Below are 19,138 nucleotides of genomic sequence, written 5' to 3'. Positions count from 1 at the left end.
AGAACGTCACCTATAGCAATTCCCATGAGTCGTTTCTCGTCCGAGTGACAGATTTTTTTCGCGGACGTGTTTAGAGAGTGTCACCTTCTGGTACCTGAGACAGACTTTCCAAAGAAATTGTTGGTCGGGTGATCTCAGGACTATCAAGGGCTCCAGCGTGTAGGTCGCGACAGACTTTATTCTTCAACATCAAGGATGATCTAGATTAACCGCATGATCAATACGAATACGATACGGTCTACTTCACCAATAAGTAATTGGCTGACCTCAGGGGCCTGCTCAGAGAAACCATTCACCAAGGTAGCGCGTAGCGATGCGTCTCGCACCAATAGCGAACCCGAGGTAATGGACAGCACACTGACGAGCACAAGCGTGGTTGTCAAAAAGGCTTCAGCGAAAGTATCTCGAGCGAAGATAAAAAGTATCAGAGATGCAAACAGCCAGAGCCCGCAAAATACAAGAATTAAAATCATTTCACGACACTCACCGCTGAAGTATTCACCAGCAGATTCCGACAAAGAGATCACCATGCGCTACTCCAAAAAATCAGAACCAATAAAAAATGCTTCTCATATAGAACTCCCCCTACAACCAAGCTATATGAGACACTGTAATTTTGACTTTAGCGGAACCAACCGCGAACAAAAAGCCTGCAATTAGGTGCTATACGATGCAAAATTGACATGTTTCCAAATCACTAAAAAATAGTGTTATCAAACTATAAACCACTACAATTAATTGTTGGGCATCCGCAGTGCACCGTCGAGACGAATAACTTCCCCGTTGAGCATGCTGTTCTCTATGATCTGTCGCACCAGTGCAGCGTACTCGCGCGGCCTGCCCAACCGCGGCGGAAACGGTACGCCAACGCTGAGAGAATCACGGATCTCAACGCTCAGCCCAGCCATCATCGGTGTTTCGAACACGCCAGGGGCGATGGTCATCACACGGATACCGCAGCGGGCAAGTTCGCGAGCAGCGGGTAAGGTAAGGCTGGCGACCGCACCTTTGGACGCCGCGTACGCGGCTTGACCTATCTTCCCATCGAAGGCTGCTATCGAAGCAGTATTGATGATCACTCCACGCTCGCCATCCTTATTAGGAAGGCCCTTGGCCATTACCTCCGCAGCCAAACGCAGCAGATTGAAAGTGCCGATCAGGTTGATACCGATCACTCGGCTGAAGCTTTCCAGCCCATGAGGGCCGTTCTTTCCAAGAATTTCTTGACCGGCAACAACGCCCGCACAGTTGACCACTCCATGGAGCGCACCAAATGTCTGATGAGTCGCCTGAATGGCGGATTTAACGTCCTCTTCCAAGCTGATATTGGCGATCGAGAAAGCCGCGCCCAGCTTGTGAGCCTGAGCCTCGACCGCTTCGGCGTTAATATCCACGAGCATGACCTTGGCCCCGGCATCGACCAGCATTTTGCCGGTAGCCGCTCCAAGCCCTGAGGCGCCCCCGCTAACTACAAAAACCTTGTTTTCAATTTGCATGGTGTATTCCTTGACTTCCGACCGGCGAACGCCTGCTGCATAGCGCTATCGTGATTGCACCGTGAAAATTACCAACGCCGACCACGTCGTCTTATCATGGAGCCTACGGAGCTGATGGTTGGAAAAGAGCGCGGATGAGTTACTCTAACATCGGCGTCAAATGCTTTTTCACACTTAAAACGCACTGTTTCAAGAGTACCAATACGGCGCCTTCAGGTAATGCTCATAGTTTTCTTCATCGTGCGCGAAGAAGATTTCCGCACCGTACTTTTCGGCAATTTCCTTGATCCGCAACATTGACTTATAGCCTTTGACCGGATCGACGTGGGACGCCGGCATCAACATCGCGTCCAGGCCCTTCTGTGAGTACACCGCATCTGCCGGGAACAGCATTGGTCGGCGCCCAGCCAATTCGACCATCAGGCTGTAATGGCCCAAGGTATGCCCTGGGGTTTCGAACAGATGAATGCCCTTGGCAAGCTCCTGGTCGCCACTGAGCGTTTCGAAGCGCGGGGTATAGATTTCAATTTCAGGATCGGCAGCCTCGACACCTTCAAAGCTGCGGTCCGAATAAGACAGCGTCTCAAAGGGTTCAGGCTTTGACGCCGCTTCAAGTTCGCACTTGTGGCAAAGCGTGGTCGCGTGGTGACAGTGCTTGTTGCCGCCGCAATGGTCGAAGTGATAGTGCGAATTGATCACGTAGTTGATGTCGCGAGGACGCAGACCCAGCAGATCAAGCTGGGCTGGAATGGTTTGCTGGATAGTTTGAGCAGCGCCACTGGGAGAAATCGCTGTTTCGAAGTGGTGCAAGTCAAATCCGGTATCGAACAGAAATTTACCGTCGGCGTGGTCGATCATTACGCCATACGCTGGCATGGATATGAGCTTCTCGGAAGGAAGGTTCCAAAAGACCTGATACTCCTTGGCATGCATCAGACCACCGTCCAGCAGCGCGACCTTGGTTTTTTTCACGTTTAAAGACTCCTTTACCGCTCTTGAACTCCTGTCAGTCGAGGCGCTGATTCAGCGCCGGACCGGCAGCCGGACTCATCGATACTGAGCATTCAATGGCCAAGCCTGGCGACCAAGTCGATCGCTTCTTCAGCAAGTTGGTCCATCAAGGTGCGTGGCAGGCCTTCGTCCTGGCACATCCGCTGAAACAGGCGGGTGTCCTTTTCGGTCATCGCCACTGCGTGCCGTGCGAACGCGGGATCAGGCATTAGGCGATCAATCAGAATGCCGAGGTTGAAGCTTCCGGCACTGCCGGAGCGCAGGACCTGCTTGACCCCGTCTGGGTCAAGCCCCAAGGCGTCGCCCAGTTCAATTGCCAAGTGCGCCATGCGCAAATTGGCGAAACCCAGAACATTGTTTAGGACCTTCATCCGTTGCCCGCTACCGATGCCACCCAGGTGCAGGATGGACGCCCCGTAGGCCTGCATGAGCGGCAACGCCTTCTGGAATGCCGCCGCCTTGCCGCCGACCATGATCGACAGCGTCCCGGAGGTCGCGCCGCTACGGGCCCCGCTGACAGGTGCATCGAGCACGTCGACGCTTCCTACTTTGGCGGCCGCGGCGATTTTCAGTGTGGCTGCCACGGAGATGGTGCTGTGGATGACCAATACACTGCCTTGCTCCATGCCTTCCAGCAGACCGTTAGGACCCAGCACGACAGCGAGGACATCGTCATCACCAAACACGCACACGCCAACGACATCGCTGTTGCGACCGACTTCGGCCGGGCTTCGCGCGGCGTTGAATCGGGTGCCCCTGAACGCCTCAAGGCTGGCCTCACGACGGGCCCAAAGTGTGGTAGCAAACTCGGCATCGACGATACGCCGGGCAATGGCGCCGCCCATGTCACCCAGACCGATAAACCCTGCTCGGATCATGATTCCCTCACATTCAATGAGACGTTCGGCACGCCGCCATCAGGCGGGCCGCATTCTTGTTGTTGGTTCAACGCAAGCGGCCAACGCTTGCATTGCGCGGTGGGTCATCGCTGTTGCCTTCTTCGGATTCACCGCTGAAGGGTGAACCAACAGGGGCGGACGAGTCGACGGAATCGATACTTGAGCTCTGGCGCAGATTGATCGCTTGAGCTTTGTCACCCGTTTTGACGGAGGGCGCGATTGATTGCGAAGGTGTCAACACCGAGGTTGGCAACAGGAAGTGTGAAAGTGCAGGAATCAACACCAGTGCGCCCACCATGTTCCAGACAAACATGAACGTCAGCAAGATGCCCATGTCGGCCTGAAACTTGATAGGGGACCAGGCCCAGGTCACCACCCCGGCGGCAAGCGTTACTCCCACCAGCGCGACCACGTTGCCGGTGAACGACAGCGCTTTCTCGTACGCCTCGCGCAATGGCAACCCTAGACGCTGGTAGCCCAGTTGCACACTCAGCAGATACAGCGCGTAGTCGACGCCGATCCCGACTCCGAGGGCCACAACGGGTAATGTCGAAACCTTGACCCCGATTCCCAATGCCACCATCAGGGCTTCACACAGTACCGATGTCAGAACCAGCGGCACCACCGCGACCACCACCGCGCGCCAAGAGCGAAAGGTGATGAAGCACAGCACGATCACAGCGACGTAGACCAGCACCAACATCAGCCGGTTGGCTGACTTCACCGCGATGTTGGTCGCGGCTTCGATACCCGCCGAGCCGGCAGCGAGCATGAACTGCACGCCGTCGCCGCTGTGTTGGGTGGCAAACTCGTCGGCGACCTTGACTACGGCTTCAAGCGTTGCCGCTTTATGATCGCGCAGGTACGCAATAACGGTCCCCAGACTGCCATCCGAGTTGATCAGCTCGGGACTGTTGGTGCGCAAGTCATAGGTCGATTGCGAAGACAGCGTGTAGGAGCGGTTCAATGTGCCCCACTTTGGTGTGCCTTCGAAGATCCCCGACATGGAAGCACGCGCCAGATTCGCGGCGGACTCAGTAGTCTGCACCACATCGAGCTGACGCAGGGATTGCTCGAGACGATCCTCTTCGATCAGCGTTTGATAACTGCTCAGGCCTTCAGCCGCGGTCTTGACGATGATGGCGAACACGTCACTGGATAAACCGAAATGGCTGGTGATGAAGTGATTGTCGCGGTTGTAGCGCGAATCCTGACGCAGCTCCGGCGCGCCGGGATCCAGATCGCCCACTTGAAGCTGAGTTCCAGCCACCAACCCGATCACCAACAATGCTCCTGACGCCGTCAGGCCGATCACGGCCCATTTGCGCTGGGTGTAGCGCCCAAGCAATGAGGCCAGCAAACCCGGTTTGGTTCCGGTCGACTCGAGGCTACGTTGCGCGGCGACCGGACTGACACCAAGAAACGACAAAAGAATCGGTAGCAGCGCCAGATTGGTAAAAATCAGCACGGCGACGCCGATGCTCGCGGTCAGCGCCAAGTCCTGAATAACCGGGATATCGATGACCATCAATACCGCGAAGCCCACCACGTCGGCGACCAGTGCCGTAAGCCCCGCAAGAAATAGGCGCCGGAAGGTGTAACGCGCCGCGACGTATCTGTGCGTGCCACGTCCGACATCCTGCATGATGCCGTTCATTTTCTGCGCACCATGGGACACGCCAATGGCGAAGACCAGAAACGGCACCAGCATCGAGTAAGGGTCCAGTTCAAAACCCAGGGCTTGAACGATACCCAACTGCCATACCACCGCTGCCATGGAGCATCCCAGTACCAGCAAAGTGCTTCTGACACAGCGGGTGTAGGCGAAGATCGCGATGCCTGCGACCAACGCGGCAATTGCGAAGTAGGACATCACCCGATTGAGCCCGGCAATCAGGTCGCCAGCCAGTTTGGCAAAACCAACGATGTAGATTCCGGTGTTATCTGACTCGAAGCTGCGCACCTGCTGTTCGAGTTGCTGTGAGAACTGCGAGTAGTCCAGCGGCTGGCCGGTGGCTTCGATGCGATCAAGCAGCGGTACGAAAATCATGCTCGAATGCTGGTCGTTCGCCACCAGACCGCCGATGGTTCCCGAGATACCCACATTGTTCTTAAACTGCTGGATCGCCTGTGGCGACGCGTCATAACTGTCGGGCATCACTGCCCCGCCGCGATAGCCTTCTTCGGTAATCTGAGTCCAGCGCACACTGGGCGTCCAGAGTGACTTCATCAGCGAGCGATCGACACCTGGCAGCAGGAAGATCGTATCGTTGATCTTTTGCAAGGTACTCAGATACTCCGGGTTATAGATGTCCCCGCTTTTGTTTTCGACGACAATCCGGATCGAGTTGCCCAGGCTGCGCAACTCGTTACGGTTATCCAGGTAGTTCTTAATGAACGGCTGTGAGTGAGGGAGCATCCGTTCGAAATTCGCGTTGACCTTCAGCTTCACGGCTTGCATGCCGAACAACACGGTGAGAATGACGAAAATGACGACCAGCACCCAGCGGTTGTTGAACATCAAGCGTTCCAACAGACTGCCTGTCGATGGATCGAACGTCGCGCGCTCATGCACCACGGGCATCGCGGCATGATTGTCCGATGAGACTGCCATTTATTGATCTCCCGAAGATTGGGCGCCAGGTAACAGAGACGTGCCGACCCCTGCGTATCCCACCACCACCAGGGTGTCGCTACCGGCAATCAATGCCGACGCTACCGGCTGTTTCAGCGCTTGAGGCAATCGCTCGAAATGCTGCCCTTGGGCGTTTGCACGTAACAAGTCGCCCGCCTCGTCAATCAGCAGCACGTTGCCATCGGCCTGAAACAAGCCACTGAACAAAGCTGAGGATGTTTGGGTATTGACCTGCTCCCATGTCTTGCCCTGATCGAGACTGCGGTAAGCCGTCCCTTTCAGGCCAAACGCGAGCACAATCCGGTCATTGCCGACTATGTCGAAGTAGCTGCCTGGATATCCGGTGCTGACCGGCACAAATTGCCCGGAAACGCTGTCCTGGCGAAACACCACACCGCGCTCGGCAGCGATATACAGATGCCCACCGATCCGGCGGATCGAGTTCAGGTTGAGTTGGTCCGGGTTGTCGATTCGGTCGAAAGCCGGCAGCCACTGGTTGCCGCCGTCGACAGTGGACGCAATCATTCCGAACGCGCCAACCGCATATCCCTGTTTATCGTCGACAAACGCCAGCCCCAGGTAGGGCAGTGAGCTGTCACCCTGAAGGTTGTTTTGTACTTGAGTCAGATACTGCTCATTGTCAGCCGCGGCGCCTGTGGTGCTGTTCTGGTAGTGCAACGGAAACTGTTCACGGGCCTGGCGCAAGTCCAGTTGTTTGCTCCAATGCAAACCGCCGTCGAGCGTCTCCAGAATCACCCCGTCATGCCCAGCCGCCCAACCCTGGCTGGCCGACACAAATGACACCGTGGTGAGATCGGACTGCACAGGCACAGTGGCCTGCGTCCAAGTGCGACCCTGATCATCGGAAACAATGATCACGCCCCGCAACCCCACTGCAACTACCCGTTTTCCGGCCAAAGCCAACGCCAGCAGAGGCTGGCGCTCAGCGCGTAGTGCGCCCTTCACCTCGGCCGCCTGCACATCCAGCGGGTCTACAAAATGCCCCATTGATTGCGTATGGCCGGACACGCTTTCACACAGTGTCCAGGTCGCAATCAACGCGGCCGCCACCGCCTTGAACTTGCTGATCATAGGATTGCTCCAAACCGTCATTGCCAACCGGCCGGTCCGCACAGGCGACCGGCCGCGATGTCGCTGGTTAACGAATGCCCTTGGCCGCGAGCTGCTGCGGCGTGAACATCACCCCGTTGAGCGGTTTGTCGCTGACCCGAAGTTCGTTATGAGGGCCGACCCAAGCGTTGAAGTAGGTGCTTTTGGTCAGGTCGATCAGGAAGTACGCATAGCCGAACAGGAACGGAAGGTTGGCGTCGGCCACAGGCGTCGGCAGACCGAAGCCTATGCGGTAAAGTTTTCCGGACTGGTCGTAGCCGTCGGTGGCCAGGATGTTCCAGGAGTCTTCATCGAAGAAGAACACCCGTTTGGACAGGATGTGGCGCTTGCCGGGTTTGAGGGTGGCCTCGACCTGCCATACCCGATGTTTCTCCCAACGGAGCATATCCGCGTTGGGGAACTTGGGTGTGTTGTAGGCATCCTCGGTCACGCCGGGATTATTCGGCTTGCCGACGTTGTACGGAACGTACATTTCCTTCTTGCCGATGATCTTGAAGTCGAAGCGATCCGGGCGTCCTGAGTAGAGGAACACTTCGTCGTAAGTCAACGAGCCTCCGAAGTTGGCTGCGGGCGTGTCATAGGTGAACTCTGGCGCGACCCGAACCCGACGCTGCCCAGGCGTGTAGACCCAGTTCAGTTGGTCGGCATCCGAGTAGTTGATCGAGAACGACAGCAGCAGGTTGTAACCGACTTGCGACGACGGCGCGTTGCCGACATCCAGCTGTTTGAAATAGTACGGATCGGTCAGCGAGGTCTTGGTGTTGTCGTAATACGCCAGGCCCAGATAGTTCATGAAGTTACCCTGCAGGGTTTTGTGCCCTGGGGTGACCAGCCAGCTGTCGTTCTTGAACTTCCAGTTCGATGGCTGCCACCGCAGCGAGTAGTTCCACAGCGCTTCATAGCCGTTCTTTGGGATCGGAAATGGCAGGCCGCCGTAGGCATTCTTGACGCCATCGCCCTCTACGTTCCCGGTCAGTTCTGCAGTCGTTGCATTTTTGATGGTGTTATCGAGCACCCACTTTGGATAAGCCGCCGTACGGTGCGTGGGGTAGACATTGAGATAGAAGTCAGGGTACTGCTGCATCATGGCGATCGCGCCAGGTGTCAGGTTGTCCTTGTATTGGTTCATGTTCTTGGCATCGATGCGCAGCAGCGGCTTCTCAGCCGGAAATGGGTCGCTGAGCTTGCCGGTTGCCGCATCGTAGCCAGCGCTTCCAGCGGCGGTCATGCCGCCGGTATATGCAGGGATCGAACCGTCGACATTGCCGGCACGCTCGGCACCGAATTCGGTGAGTTTGCTACCACCCAGCTGCTTCGCCTCCTCAGGAGACACAGCGCTAAAAGCAGAGCCGCAGACAGCCAGCGAAATCACAGTCAAGGCAGCTCGTATTTTTATAGTTGTCATGTGTACGATTCCTTAGAAAGAGGCCTGAAAGGTCAGCGAGACCCAATCCTTGTCGTTGTAGAAGTAGGTGCCGTTGCCACTGGCGTAATAGGAAGGGAACCCTTGGGTACCCACCGGCACAGGCGTGCCACTGGCCGTAGGGAAGTTGGTCAGTCCGCCGCTTTGATGGGCGTGATAGCCGTTATATTGAAGGGTGACGTTGTAGGTGGATCGAACCAAGGCATGGACGCCAAAGGTATAGTTCAACGCACCCTGGTTCACCGGAGAGCCCAGGCTGGCGGAGTTGCCGGATAGCCCATACATCGCGAAAATAGGCATGTCCAGGTCAACGCCCGGGAAGACTTGCAACCATTGGGGGTCGAACTGGCCAGCAATCGAAACTGCATCGTCCGTAGAGCAACCATCCCATTTACTACCCGTAGGACAGCCAGCACTGTGGGTGCCATTGTACAAATCATTGTTCTCGGTGACCGACAGCTTCCGCGTATACGCAATTTCAGCCAAGGCAGTGCCGGTTTGGTAAAACGGCGTCGGAGTCAGGCCCGATAGAACGTTGGCGACTACGTTGAGTGTGTCCCCACGCGCACCCTCCCGACCTTTCAGATCCCCGGGAAGAGGTCCTACCGCGCTATTGAGGGCCGTGTTGCGACGATACGAAACTTCGAAACCGGTACTCAACGAACCGATCTGTTTGTCCAGGCTAATACCCAGCATGTCCACGTTTTTCGCGTACGCGGTGTGGTAGTTGGGATTGCCGCTGGCATCGACGCCAAATAGCGGTGCCCAAGGCTGTGTCTCGTCAAAATGGCGATAGTAGAGGCCCAAGGCGCCGCGCAACCACTCCGGTGACCAGCTCAATCGCAGGCCGAAGTTATCGTTGATGCCGTCGGGTTTGTAGTTGTGCCCGTGAGGCACCCCGTTCGGGCCGAGCAAGAAGTCCGGGCCATCGAACAGGAAGTTGGTGATCCCGAGGTAGGTCCCGCCTTCAGGCAGACGGTTGCCCTGGAACTCCATGAAATATTGCGCTTCAGCGAGCAGCTCAGGAGTGACCTGGGTCGAGACCAGGAACTGCGCACGCGGAATGGCCAGCTCTTTGGCCTGAGTGCCGGGCGCCGATGCACCCTTGATGTTGTCGACGGCGTTCTGCGAGTAGTTGATACCCGCGTTGCCAAAGAACAAGGCATTACCCCAATAAGCCGTCAGGCGACCCAGCTTGACCGAAGTTGCATGACCCATGACGTCGTCGAAGTTGGCGAACACGAAGGCATCGAGAATTTCTGCGCCCATGACATAGCGCTTTTTCGAGTAGTCGGAGAAACGATCGTTTTTGTAGCTGCCCAGAGCGCTATAAGGAACGCCTGGGGCAACCTCGCCAGGGTTGTTGTCGACGTCACTGTCATAAGCGAAATCGCGAAAGCCTGAGGCGCTGATGCGAAAGCCGGAAGAACCAAAGCTCTCGGCGTGCTGGGCGTCCAGCTCGGAAAGTAGCGACATGCGGTTGGTCACTACATCGCCGGCGTCTTTGAAGCGGTAATCGTTTTCTGAAAAGTTCGGGTTGTTACCGATGTGATCGTCAACGCCTTTGGCTCTGAATCCGAGATTGTAGAGCACTGTGTTATCCCAGTGGACGGTCCAGTCATCGCCGAAGTCATACTGCGCCGCCTGAGCGACACCCAGTGCATTTACCATCACAGCGCCTGCCAGCGAGGTAATGCACCGTCGCGTAGTAATGACACCCATGATTCATCTCCTGGTTTTTTGTTTTTATTGTTTGCCGCACCGCACTTCACAAAATGATGAGGTAGATCCTAAACAAGATCTTCATCATCTAGTTGATCTATATTAGGCACCCTATCGAGACGCTGTCAACAAAGTGCCCGACCGCCGAAAACCTTGAGTGGCGGGCACTCGAAAGATGTTTTCCGACGTCGGCATCATCTTGTTTTTAATAGATAAAAATTGATTTTTCGGGTGGCGGTGCATCCGAAGAGCACCCATCAGGAGATGGAAAAGCGCAGTCAGGAAGGAAAAATTATCTGATATTTTTTTAGCCGCATGAGGGCCAAAAAGCGGGCACGTAGAAACGCTCCGCGCGAGGGTTCGAACGGAGGCGAAGTCTGTTCATATGGCCAAAATGCTGGCGACCGATACCCGTGGGCAACGGTCGCCAGTAGAGGTTTTAGATGTTGACCTGCATCAGCAATTGATCAGCATCGTCGTGGGCACGCCCCTGGAGTACAGACCCTGTCGGATCCTCGGCGTCCCAGGGTTTGTAGTCGGTGTAGCCTTCTGCGCCTAGTGTGTACATGGTGTTCAGGTCAGGCTGTGAAATGGCGTGGCCCTGGCGTAAGCGCTCCACCAGATCAGGGTTAGAAACAAACGCCCGGGCGAAGCCGACCATATCGGTCGCGCCGCCGCTCACCATCTCTGCGTATTGCGCCGCCTTGAGGCTACCCTCCGCAAGTACAGTGCCCTTGAAGCGTCCGCGGATGCCACGGTACACCTCTGACGTCAATAAATCGCCGAAATACAAGTGCAAGAATGACAGTCCCTCACGCTTGTTCAACTCATCGATGAGATAGGCATATTTCTCCTCGATGTCATCTTCCTCGATCTCGTGGACCTGGAACCCCGGTGTCAGTTTGATCGACACGTATTCCGGACCATTTACCGCAATCACCTTGTCCAATACCTCAAGGGCAAAGCGCGCGCGGTTCTGCGGCGATCCGCCATAACGGTCGGTACGCTGGTTGACGTTGGTCGATAGGAACTGGTGAATCAGATAACCCGAATCGGCGTGTACCTGTACCCCATCAAACCCGGCAAAAACGGCGAGGCGCGCTGCCCGCTGGAACTCATCAGCAACCAGGGAAACCTCTTCGGTTTCCAGCGCCCGCGGCATCTCATAGGGCGTGATGCGCGGAATGTTGATGGTGATCTTGCGTGAGTCGCGCGGTATACGAACCGCCGACGGAGCCACTGGCTGCACGGCGCGCGGCAGGTACTGCAGGTTGTTGGCACGCCCAACATGGTTCATCTGCAGGATGATGCGACCACCCCTCTCGTGCACTGCATCAGTGACCTTGCGCCACCCCAAGGCATGCTCGGTGGTAAACATCGCCGGGCAATTCATGAAGCAGCGTCCGGTGGCACTGACCGGTGTCGAGTCGGTGATGATCAAGCCAGCGCTGGCGCGCTGGGCGAAGTGTTCGACCATTAGATCGTTAGGCGTGCCGTCGATCTCTGCCCGCACACGGGTCATCGGCAGCATGACAATGCGATTGGGCAGCGTGAGGCCGCCCGCCAGCGACAACGGTTGGTAGAGTGGGTCCAGATCGCTGCGCGTGATGTCTTTGATACTCATATTCATGCTCTTGTTCTCGGCGCGGTCAATGGAAAAGCTGAATTAGGGAGCGGATATCAGGCAGCCCCTCAAGATTCATCACTGTTTCAATGCAGCGCTCGATTTGCCCATGCGCCAGACCCTGTTCGGTGGACTGACGGAATTTCGCAAATAGCTTAGAGTCGCTCATGGCGGTTTCCGCGAGGAAGGGGTCGCCTGGCGCGTAGTCGCCCTTCATTTCGAAGGTCTGGCCACGGGCACGAATCTTCACTGCGCTTGGGGACTTTTCCCAGCGCCCGCTGAGCAGTTGGCTTACCACCGCCTGATCGGCAGTCTCGTACAGGTGGCATTTCACTTTGCTCTTCAGCGCATCCACAGTCGAGCTGGTCCAGTATTCAGGTGCAACCCACTTCGGCCCGGCAGGAATACCCAACGCTGACATGGCAATCAGATGCGGCATGCTGAACTGGCAATCCGATTCGCCACCCACCACAGGGCTGTCCATGTGGTAGGCGAACATCATCTGCGTGCTGTATATGTCAACGTGCTCGATTTCCGCAGCGGTGATCCGGTGCTCAGCTACCAACTGTTCGAACAGACCAAGCGGACCATGGGTGAAACGGCAGCTCGGATAAGGTTTGAACGACGCGTCCAGCGTCACCCAGCGATCACCCAGGCCACCTACGGCTGATTGAGGCTCAACGCCGATGCAGCCTGCCATTTGCCACCAGTTGGCTTTCACCTCAGCAGCCTCGCCGTCAAAGACGTTCGGGTCACCGGTGAAGCCGTTCTGCGACAGCAAGGCGGCGAAGGTGCCGCTCTCTGCCATGAACGCGTACGGGTTGTACTTCATGTGATTGCGCGGTGGCAAATGCCAGCGTGCGCCGGTCGGCACTGTCGCGGCAAAACCCGCGATGCCCATCGCCGAAGCCATTTGCGTTTCGTCGAGTTTGAGAATCCTGCCAGAGCCGATTACCGCCGGGAACACGACCCAGTTGACGCCACCGCCGGATGGATTGAATTTGAGTTGGCCAGTTTCATCCTGAATTACATGGCGAGCCGCTGAAGCAATTCGTGCGCCCAACTCGTAGGCAAGGACCGCCGACGCGAGGAAATCACGACCACTGGCACCGTTGGCTTCTGCAACTGCCAGCGCGGGCATGAACGAGCACTGCCCATGATGGCCTAGCTGCAGGCAGGTATCGTCGGCTTCCAAAGCCGAGGCCAGTGTCGCGTTGCAAAACGCAGCACTGGTTGGCGATAGCTTCTGACCGGTCACCAGCACCGTCGAGACGGGCGTACCGCCCAATGCCTGCTTGGTCTTCAGCGCCAGCTTGCCGGCACTGGTCGAGTAACCGGCCACGGCGTTACCCAGCGTATCAAGTATCAGGCGCTTGCCTTTCTCCAGCACCGCGTCTGGCAGTGCATCAAAGGGTGTCCCTACCGCGAATTCTGCCAGTGTCTTTGTATATTCAGTCACAGCGCCTCCTGTCTGCTCGGCCCGGGCCGGCATTCGTTGTTTTTATCCATTGCAGCAGCACTCAACTCCGTTCGATCACCAAGTCAGCGGCAGGTGGTCGACGCCAAATACAATCCCGCCGTGCATCACAGGGCGTTCACCTGCTTTCACGCCGAACTGTGGAACACGCTTGAGCCATTCTTCGATAGCCAACACCAGTTCCCGGCGTCCCAGGTGCGAGCCCAGGCAGCGGTGGATGCCGGTGGCGAACGCCATGTGGCGATTCTGCTGACGGTCGAGGTCGATCTTGTCGGCGTCGACATGCTCTTCCGGATCACGGCTACCAAACATGGTGCCAATGACGATCCAGTCGCCAGCCTTCATCTGTACGCCGCCGACCACGGTGTCCTGCATCACGTGACGTCCGGTGGTCACCACCGAATAAGCACGCAGCAACTCTTCCACCGCTTGAGGAATCAGATCAGGGTTTTCTCGCAGACGCTGTTGGTCGGCAGGGTTCTCCGCCAGATGTTTGAAGAAGAAACCCAGTGAAGACGCGGTGGTGTCGAGCCCGGCAATGAACAGCAAATACAGCATGCCAATCAAACGCTCGGGTGGCAGGGGCTGGCCGTCAATCCGGGCGTTGACCACGATGCTCGTGACGTCAGTACCTGAGGAGTCCAGCTTGCGCTTCTCGATCAGGTCCAACAGGTAATGGAGGATGGCTTTACCACCGACGACGCGCCCTTCGAGGGTCGGACTGCGCAGCAACTGCTCACCCCACTCCACGAACCGGTCGAAGTCCTCCATCGGCAAACCCATCAGCTCGAGAAAAATCTTCACTGGATAAGGCCGCGCGAAATCATTGACGAACTCGACCTCGCCTTTCTCCAGAAAATTGTCGATGAGTTTGTTGCAGAAATCACGCAGGCCAGGTGTCAGCTGTTCGATTCGCTTGGGCGAGAACACCGGGTCGAGGATTTGCCGCAGCTGCCGATGCTCTGGCGGGTCGACTTCCAGCGGAGCCAGATCCCAGGTTTCACCTATCAGGGCGGTAAAGCCGGATTTGGACTGACTGCCGAAGAGCTCAGCGTCACCCATGACTGCCTGGATGTCTTCAGCCCGGGTCAAGACCCAGGCGCCCGCGTTACCGGCATAGTGCACGGGGGTGTAAAACACTGCGGGCCCGTCTCGGTAACGGTCCATCGCACTGAAAGGACAGACGTTGTCAGGCGTTGCCCAGATATCGTGGTCGACAATCAATTCGCGGGGCACGTGTTCAGGGACGTTTGAAATGTCTACTCGTAATTCGCTCGCGTCACCCATATCGGTAGCTCTCCTCGGCTAGCTGTTTTTATTTTAAACATCTATATGATCTGATCTTATAGATTATTGTTTGATTTCTTCCGTTGTCAAGGCTTAGGCCGCTCACAGCCGTGCGTTGCCAGCGGTTGCACTAACAGGGTAGAGCTGCCGGGTGCAGACGAATCGGAACCGGTATCGCTGCCGCAGAATGGCGCAGGAAGCCGCCGTCGACAAGCACTGTCTGCCCATTGATAAACCCTGCCTGCCCTGACGCCAGAAACAGTGCCAGCTGTGCGACGTCGTCCATGGTGCCCTGCCTTTGGACCAACTGGGCCTGACGAATGCTTGCCTGAATAGCGGCATCGACATTGTGCTGCGCTGCGGGCGAATCCATCAGGCCCGGCGCGACGCCATTGACCCGTATACCCAGGTTGGCCAGCTCATCAGCCAGCACCAGAGTCAGGTTGTTAACTGCTGCTTTGCTCAGGCTATAGGCGCCGTTAGCCATGTAAGATGCCATTGAGGACATGTTGAGGATGACCCCTCCCCGACTCGCCAGACTTTCGCGGCATGCCCTGGCACAGAACAACATGCCGAAGACATTGACCTCGAACAGGCGCTTGAGCCGTTCTGCCGGCATCGCCGTCAATTGGTAGATGTCGCCATAGGCGATACCGGCGTTATTGATGAGCACATCAATACCGCCCACCAGCCCGAGGGCCTGCTTGATCGCGGCCTGAACGGAGATCTCGTCCCCGACATCAACGGCTAAACCATGGGCAACTTGACCTAGGGATACAATCTGGGCCGCTGTCTGCATCGCCATGGCGTGGTCAAGGTCGGCAGCCACGACAACCGCGCCTTCTGCGGCAAATGCCTGACACAATGCACGTCCTATACCGCCGCCGGCACCGGTGACAAGCACGTTTTTGTTCGCGTAACGCATGTCCTGCCTCCTTGAAGTAGAAATTCTGTGGTTGATCACCGAGCAGCGCTCAGTCAAATGCCAACCACGCTTCTTCCGTCTGCGTCAGCAGATAGGCACGATGGGTAAAGTCTTGGGTAGAACCGAGAATCCTGACCGCTTGCGGCGCGCGATTGGGCTGCAAGGTGAAACAACCTGCCGTGGACGGTGGGTGAGTCAGAGTATCCAGATCCACCCTGCGGCCATTGGAAATGAACACTGCCCGGCGCAAGGTTAATGCAGCCTCGCATTCATCATCAGATAATGTGCGTAGCGCCCAATCAGCGAAGCCTTCCCGCAGCTCGATGCCGTCATAGTGGGTGCTGCCAATGATCCGGGTCTGTTGCAGCGACCATTGAATCATCCGCTGACCATCTTTCGAGAGCTCCGCCTCACGTGCGCCGTCAATTGCATCGGTTACGCGCATGTCGTAACGCAGCGTTCGCAGATTGCGCGTGGCTGAAGCTACCGCCAATCCCGCCAGATCAAACAGATGGGTGCATTGAAATTGCCTGTCTGTGTGACGAGCCACGTCAGATGCACAACGGGATAACGTCATGCCACACAATCGCTGCAGCTGGCCAGCGGCTTCCTGGCAGGTGGACCAAGGACGCCGGAGTGTGTCTCCATGGACCTCGGTCACCACCGCACCATCGTGATGAACCGTCACCCTGAAATGATGAAAGTCGTCCTCCACCACCGCCCGCACCGCATTCGGTCGAACAGCGACGCGGACCGTACGCAACAATTCACCCATGTTTTCGCTCACCCCCGCGCCGCCGCATCAATTGATCAAGGGCGACGGATCATGCCGCCGTCCACGCACCAGGTCTGACCGGTGACCCAACTGGCGTCATCGGAGAGCAAAAACAGGGCGGTGTTGACGATGTCTTGAGTGGTGCCCAAGCGTGCCAGCGGCAGTTGCGAAACAACGCTGTCCAGCACTTGTCCAGGTACTGTGGTTTGCGTTGCGGTGGTGTCGGTCGGACCTGGAGCAACGCCGTTCATACGGATGTTCATAGGACCCAGTACCCGGGAAAGCGACATGGTCAGGCCATTGAGACCCAGCTTGGCAACCCCATAGTAGTCATACCCGATGTACGCGGCGGTCGAGGAGCCGTTGACGATGGCACCGCCTCCACGCTTCTCCATGTGTTTGTAGACGGCGCGGGTCATGATCAGCGCGCCATGCAGGTTTACGTCCATGAAGCGCTTGTAATAGTCGAGATCGATCGTCAGCTCGCTTTCCATGCGCATGCCCGCGTAAATAGCGGCATTGTTGAGCAGATAATCGATACCGCCGAATGCTTCAACGGTTTTTTCAGCCACCTGTGCCGCAGAAGACTCACTGGACACGTCCGCTTTCACAAAGATGGCTTTGCCGCCTGCATCATTGATTTCTTGCGCGACACGTCGGCCGTTTTCCTCGCTGATCTCGGCGACGACAACTGCCGCGCCTTCCTGTGCCAACTGCTTGGCGTAGTGCTCGCCAATGCCTTGCCCGGCGCCCGTCACAATCGCAACCTTGTCTTTGAAACGCATGATGTGTTCTCCGTTATGAACCGCAGATGACAAACTTTCAGAGCGAACGCACTTCAATCAGATCCACGTTCACATCCCTTGGAAGCGACAACACGTTGATCAGTGCGCCAGCCAGGGTCACTGGCGAAGCAGGAGCACCGGTAAAAGCACGATGCCCGGACACTTCGACAGCCATGGCGAATTCCTTGGCCGTATTTTCCGGCCAGGTGTCAGTGATGCTGCTTTCAGCGGTGTTGCCTGCGCGCAGGATGGTGACCCGGATCCGGTCTGGACGCAGCTCGGAACGCAGCCCCTTGCTGAAGGTCTCGAGCCCGCCCTTGGTGGCGGCATAGACCGTCAAGTAAGGGAAAGGCAGGCTGGTAGATTCTGAGGAAATATTGACGATGTCGCCGCCCTGGGCGGCTCTGAGATGAGGGATTGCTGCACGCGCGCACAGGATCGGGCCCAACAGATTGACATTGATCTCGCGACGCAAATCATCATCCGTCGCGTGTTCGACTTTCTGCAGTTGGCAGACCGCTGCGTTGTTGATCAGGATGTCGATGCGCCCAAACTGGCGAACCACCTCTGCGAATGCGGCATCGACGGATGCGGGGTCGGCTACATCGCATACCACGGCGATTGCAGCATTGCCCAGTTCGCCCTGGACGCGATCAAGCTGTTCGGCAGAGCGCGCGAGCAAACCGACCCGAGCCCCGCTGCCAATCAATGCCTCGGCTATGCGTTTGCCTATGCCTCGTGAAGCGCCGGTAACTACAGCAACTTTTCCGGACAGTGTCTGGCCCATCGTCCTATCCTTTTTATTTTTTTTGACTGGATCATATATGTGATCTAAACGTATCACCTGCCATTCACAGCGTCAACAGGGCCAGAGGACGGTATAAACGACTTTTTTAGGCGATGGTTTTTTCATCTTGATCATTTGCATCATCTAGTCGATAATTTTTTTGTGCTTTGCCCTTAATAACGGAGGTATAACAATGAAAATAATCGTTAAGACCAGTGCCTGTGTCGGACACGCTCGCTGTGCGCTCGCCGCGCCTGAAGTGTATGAACTAGATGACAACGGCTACATCGTCACCACCGACAAGGTGATACCGCCAGAGCTTCACGTCCAGGCCATCCGAGGTGCCCGGGCCTGCCCGGAGCGCATCATTCAGATCGTCAATGACGATGAAGCCAAGTGATCCAGCCCTCTCAACGGGCGACAAGAACGACAAATGGAGTCAGCATCAATGAACAAGGTCGTGGTGATTACAGGTGGGTTTGGCGTTTTGGGGTGGGCCGTTGGCCAGGTATTTCAGACCGCTGGAGCCAAGGTGGCATTGGTCGACTACGCCGTCGAGCCGTCATTTCATCTCAAGGATGATTATTTGGCGCTGGGAGGCGTCGATCTGTGTGATGAGAGCGATGCGCAGCGGTGTTTTGCCTCGATCAAAAGTCAGCTTGGCAACATCGATGTGCTGATCAACATTGCCGGCGGCTTCTGCTGGGAGACCATAAAGGACGGCACTGCCCAAAGCTGGGATCGCATGTTTCAGATCAACGTCAAGACCACATTGAACAGCTGCCGGGCCGTCCTGCCGTCGATAAGCCAACAAGGCGGACGCATCATCAACGTTACCGCTGGAGCGGCGGTAAAGGCGGCAGCGGGGATGGGCGCTTACGCCTGTGCCAAGTCCGGCGTTTCGCGCTTGACTGAAGCGCTGGCGGAGGAGTTGAAAGATCAGGGCATCACGGTCAACGCAATCGCCCCAAGCATCATCGACACCCCGCAGAACCGTGCGGATATGCCGGACGCGGATGTCAGCCGCTGGGTGCAGCCTGAGGCAATCGCTGCCTTGATGTCGTTCCTCGCTTCGGATGCAGCCAGTGCCATCACTGGCGCGATCATTCCCATCACCAATCGCTGCTAAACGCCTACGGCCGCAGGTCCATCCGTACAGGA

General features: G+C 56.7%; 17 protein-coding genes. 2 read left to right on the top strand and 15 right to left on the bottom strand.

The window, feature by feature from the left end; all coding sequences use genetic code 11:
- Nucleotides 1-200: 200 nt before the first annotated feature.
- From ACMTA2_RS17470 to ACMTA2_RS17400, 15 genes are all read right to left on the bottom strand, one after another.
- Nucleotides 201-530, bottom strand: coding sequence for a hypothetical protein (locus ACMTA2_RS17470; protein WP_413790996.1), 330 nt, complete (start codon nucleotides 528-530; stop codon nucleotides 201-203).
- 204 nt (nucleotides 531-734) lie between these two features.
- Nucleotides 735-1,496, bottom strand: a complete 762-nt coding sequence (locus tag ACMTA2_RS17465; protein WP_413790995.1) for an SDR family NAD(P)-dependent oxidoreductase — start codon at nucleotides 1,494-1,496, stop codon at nucleotides 735-737.
- 189 nt (nucleotides 1,497-1,685) lie between these two features.
- Nucleotides 1,686-2,468 (bottom strand): 4-pyridoxolactonase, encoded by a 783-nt coding sequence (pldA, locus tag ACMTA2_RS17460; RefSeq protein WP_413790994.1) that lies wholly within the window; start codon nucleotides 2,466-2,468, stop codon nucleotides 1,686-1,688.
- A gap of 92 nt (nucleotides 2,469-2,560) precedes the next feature.
- Nucleotides 2,561-3,385, bottom strand: a complete 825-nt coding sequence (locus ACMTA2_RS17455; RefSeq protein ID WP_413790993.1) for an NAD(P)-dependent oxidoreductase — start codon at nucleotides 3,383-3,385, stop codon at nucleotides 2,561-2,563.
- Between the two features lie 67 nt (nucleotides 3,386-3,452).
- A complete protein-coding gene (locus ACMTA2_RS17450) occupies nucleotides 3,453-6,020 on the bottom strand; it encodes an efflux RND transporter permease subunit (RefSeq protein ID WP_413790992.1) in 2,568 nt (855 codons plus the stop codon).
- A complete protein-coding gene (locus tag ACMTA2_RS17445) occupies nucleotides 6,021-7,133 on the bottom strand; it encodes a WD40/YVTN/BNR-like repeat-containing protein (RefSeq protein ID WP_413790991.1) in 1,113 nt (370 codons plus the stop codon).
- Between the two features lie 67 nt (nucleotides 7,134-7,200).
- The gene (locus ACMTA2_RS17440; protein WP_413790990.1) at nucleotides 7,201-8,577 is read right to left on the bottom strand and encodes a DUF1329 domain-containing protein; all 1,377 of its coding nucleotides are present in this window, start codon (nucleotides 8,575-8,577) and stop codon (nucleotides 7,201-7,203) included.
- 12 nt (nucleotides 8,578-8,589) lie between these two features.
- A complete protein-coding gene (locus tag ACMTA2_RS17435) occupies nucleotides 8,590-10,317 on the bottom strand; it encodes a DUF1302 domain-containing protein (RefSeq protein WP_413790989.1) in 1,728 nt (575 codons plus the stop codon).
- Nucleotides 10,318-10,756: 439 nt separating this feature from the next.
- Complete coding sequence (locus tag ACMTA2_RS17430; RefSeq protein WP_413790988.1) at nucleotides 10,757-11,941, bottom strand: alkene reductase; 1,185 nt, start codon at nucleotides 11,939-11,941, stop codon at nucleotides 10,757-10,759.
- Between the two features lie 25 nt (nucleotides 11,942-11,966).
- Nucleotides 11,967-13,400, bottom strand: coding sequence for an MmgE/PrpD family protein (locus ACMTA2_RS17425; protein WP_413790987.1), 1,434 nt, complete (start codon nucleotides 13,398-13,400; stop codon nucleotides 11,967-11,969).
- A 75-nt stretch (nucleotides 13,401-13,475) separates the two neighbouring features.
- Nucleotides 13,476-14,705, bottom strand: a complete 1,230-nt coding sequence (locus tag ACMTA2_RS17420; RefSeq protein ID WP_413790986.1) for a cytochrome P450 — start codon at nucleotides 14,703-14,705, stop codon at nucleotides 13,476-13,478.
- 130 nt (nucleotides 14,706-14,835) lie between these two features.
- Complete coding sequence (locus ACMTA2_RS17415; RefSeq protein WP_413790985.1) at nucleotides 14,836-15,630, bottom strand: SDR family NAD(P)-dependent oxidoreductase; 795 nt, start codon at nucleotides 15,628-15,630, stop codon at nucleotides 14,836-14,838.
- 49 nt (nucleotides 15,631-15,679) lie between these two features.
- Entirely contained in the window at nucleotides 15,680-16,405 is a 726-nt protein-coding gene (locus tag ACMTA2_RS17410) for a DUF2889 domain-containing protein (protein WP_413790984.1), read from the bottom strand.
- Between the two features lie 35 nt (nucleotides 16,406-16,440).
- Nucleotides 16,441-17,190, bottom strand: coding sequence for an SDR family oxidoreductase (locus tag ACMTA2_RS17405; protein ID WP_413790983.1), 750 nt, complete (start codon nucleotides 17,188-17,190; stop codon nucleotides 16,441-16,443).
- Between the two features lie 37 nt (nucleotides 17,191-17,227).
- On the bottom strand, nucleotides 17,228-17,977 hold the full coding sequence (locus ACMTA2_RS17400; RefSeq protein WP_413790982.1) for an SDR family oxidoreductase: 750 nt from the start codon (nucleotides 17,975-17,977) through the stop codon (nucleotides 17,228-17,230).
- Nucleotides 17,978-18,170: 193 nt separating this feature from the next.
- On the opposite strand from ACMTA2_RS17400, the gene ACMTA2_RS17395 reads away from it, so the two are divergent.
- Together ACMTA2_RS17395 and ACMTA2_RS17390 are read left to right on the top strand one after the other, a co-directional pair.
- Nucleotides 18,171-18,377 (top strand): ferredoxin, encoded by a 207-nt coding sequence (locus ACMTA2_RS17395; RefSeq protein ID WP_413790981.1) that lies wholly within the window; start codon nucleotides 18,171-18,173, stop codon nucleotides 18,375-18,377.
- 48 nt (nucleotides 18,378-18,425) lie between these two features.
- Nucleotides 18,426-19,106 carry an SDR family NAD(P)-dependent oxidoreductase gene (locus ACMTA2_RS17390; protein WP_413790980.1) on the top strand — a complete coding sequence of 227 codons (681 nt, stop codon included), beginning with the start codon at nucleotides 18,426-18,428 and terminating at the stop codon, nucleotides 19,104-19,106.
- The last annotated feature ends 32 nt before the right edge of the window (nucleotides 19,107-19,138 follow it).

Origin of the sequence: Pseudomonas medicaginis (assembly GCF_965119365.1) — a bacterium.
In the GTDB taxonomy this organism is placed as follows: domain Bacteria; phylum Pseudomonadota; class Gammaproteobacteria; order Pseudomonadales; family Pseudomonadaceae; genus Aquipseudomonas.
Note: the sequence above shows the minus strand (reverse complement) of the source record. Positions and strands in the feature narration are given on the sequence as shown.